We start from the raw sequence: 561 nt of genomic DNA, 5'->3' as shown, positions 1-561 counted from the left end.
CCTCGTCTCACCAACCGAATGCGCAAACTACCTCAAAAACGCAGGATACGCTTCCGTGTAAATGAAGCATGCTCTAGAATAGCAGTTCAGAGATCGCGGTCCAGCGGCAACTCAGGACGCATCGCAAGCGTCTCGTGCCGTAGAATAGCAGCTCAGAGATCGCGGTCCAGCGGCAACTCCTTCACGTCCTGAGTGGACATGACGGCAAGAATAGCAGTTCAGAGAAGACGCTGGCGATAGCACCATGTTCGGAGAGAGCCTGCCGGTAGCGGCCGGCAGCATATTGCGATCCGCGATCGCCGTGACGCACGCAGCCGGGCGGCGGTTTTCGCTTGCCAATAGCCGAGATCAGGGCGGCCAACGTCAGCCTGACGTCGATCGAGCGGCCGATGGCGTAGCCGACGACGCTGCGCGACCAGGCGCCGAGGATGACGGCGACGTAGACGAAGCCCGCCTGGATCGCGACGTAGGTGATGTCGGCCACCATGGGGCTTGAAGCCATGGACCGCCGGCTTGCCCTTGTGCTTCACCCATCGGCCATCATCGTCCTTCTCGCTCGAC

Annotated in this window: 1 protein-coding gene; it reads right to left on the bottom strand. The window is 61.1% G+C overall.

The window, feature by feature from the left end; all coding sequences use genetic code 11:
- Positions 1–181: 181 nt before the first annotated feature.
- The gene (locus tag AC1RRW_RS22295) at positions 182–487 is read right to left on the bottom strand and encodes a DDE-type integrase/transposase/recombinase (RefSeq protein ID WP_492903912.1); all 306 of its coding nucleotides are present in this window, start codon (positions 485–487) and stop codon (positions 182–184) included.
- Positions 488–561 lie beyond the last annotated feature (74 nt).

The organism is Allobosea sp. GW821-FHT12C12 (assembly GCF_058807355.1).
This window is presented reverse-complemented; position numbering and strand designations above follow the sequence as displayed.